The sequence below is a fragment of the Rhizobium giardinii bv. giardinii H152 genome (assembly GCF_000379605.1).
In the GTDB taxonomy this organism is placed as follows: domain Bacteria; phylum Pseudomonadota; class Alphaproteobacteria; order Rhizobiales; family Rhizobiaceae; genus Pararhizobium; species Pararhizobium giardinii.
The window spans coordinates 1-1308 of record NZ_KB902606.1 but is presented as its reverse complement, the minus strand read 5'-3'; the positions used below and the strand labels follow the sequence as shown (position 1 = coordinate 1308).

Below are 1308 nucleotides of genomic sequence, written 5' to 3'. Positions count from 1 at the left end.
ACCGCCTCTATGCGAGCATCGCAGCGGCTGTTTTCGATCCTGCGCGAGTATCCCGAGATTCTGGCCGCCGATGCGATCAGCGGCCAAGCGAACATCCTTTGCCGCGTGAGCGTGAATCTCCTGGAGGATCTCGAGGCGCTCATCGACGAGCTCGCCCAGATCGACGAAATAGAAAGCGTGACCTATTCGGTCGTACTTTCCAGCAAAATCAATCGCGAAAACGCGTTGATCGCCTGCAAGGCGCAATAGGGAACACATAATCAACTGGGGATACGACCATGAACAGACGCGACTTCGGAAAAGTAATGCTCCTGGCAGGCGCTTCGGCACTGCTTTTGCCCGGCCCGCTTCTCGCTGCCGCCGAAGGCCCGACGCTGGACGCGATACGCGCGCGGGGTGCCTTGCGGATCGGTGTATTCGCCGGCACGGAGCCGTACTATCACAAGAACCTCGCGACCGGAGAATGGGAAGGTTTCTGCGTCTCGATGGGCCGGGACTTCGCCGAACATCTCGGCGTGAAGCTTGATACGGTCGAAACCACCTGGGGCAATGCCGTGATCGACCTGCAAAGCAACAAGATCGACATGATGTTCGGCCTCAGCAACACCCCCGAACGCGCCAAGGTCGTGGATTTCACCAAAGCGCTGATGGACAACACCTTCACTCTGGTCGTCCGTAAGGACCTGGAGGTTACGACGTGGGAGGAGATGAACAAGCCGGAGATGCGCATCGCCGTCGATCTCGGCTCCACTCAGGACAAGTTCGCTCGTAAAACGCTACCGAACTGCACGCTCGTCGCCCTCAAATCAGCCGACGAAACCATTCTGGCGCTTCAGTCCGGCCGCGCCGACGCCATCATCCAAGTCGCCCTACTGGCCGTCGTGACAACGAAGAATCTCGCGCCGACCGCCAATCTGATCATACCCCAACCACAGGCCAGCCAGCCGACCACCATCGGCGTGCGCCGCGATCCAAACGGCGAGTTCCGCGATTACGTCGATGTCTGGCTCGCCGAGCGCCGCAAGGAAGGCGATGTGTCGGGATGGATCGTCGAAAGTCTCGCACTCGTTGGTGTCGACAAGGCTACGCTGCCCACGAACCTGACCTTCTGAGCGGTCCCGGCGATGTGCGGTTCCTCCCACGCCTTGGGCGTCATAATGCTTGATACGACGTTCGATCGTCCGGCCGGCGATGTCGGGCATCCCGCCTCTTGGCCTTTTCCGGTAAAATTCCGTCGGGTAGGCGGGGCCTCGGTCCCGCTGGTCGTGCGCGCGGGGTGCGATGGGCTGGTTGATGACTTTATCGCCA

General features: G+C 60.4%; 2 protein-coding genes. Both read left to right on the top strand.

The genetic code is table 11. The features are described from left to right. The coding region (locus A3AY_RS0109930; protein ID WP_026203281.1) for an Lrp/AsnC ligand binding domain-containing protein at positions 1-249 on the top strand (249 nt) is incomplete at its 5' end. Between the two features lie 29 nt (positions 250-278). Beyond that, positions 279-1112, top strand: coding sequence for a transporter substrate-binding domain-containing protein (locus A3AY_RS0109925; protein ID WP_026203280.1), 834 nt, complete (start codon positions 279-281; stop codon positions 1110-1112). Positions 1113-1308 lie beyond the last annotated feature (196 nt).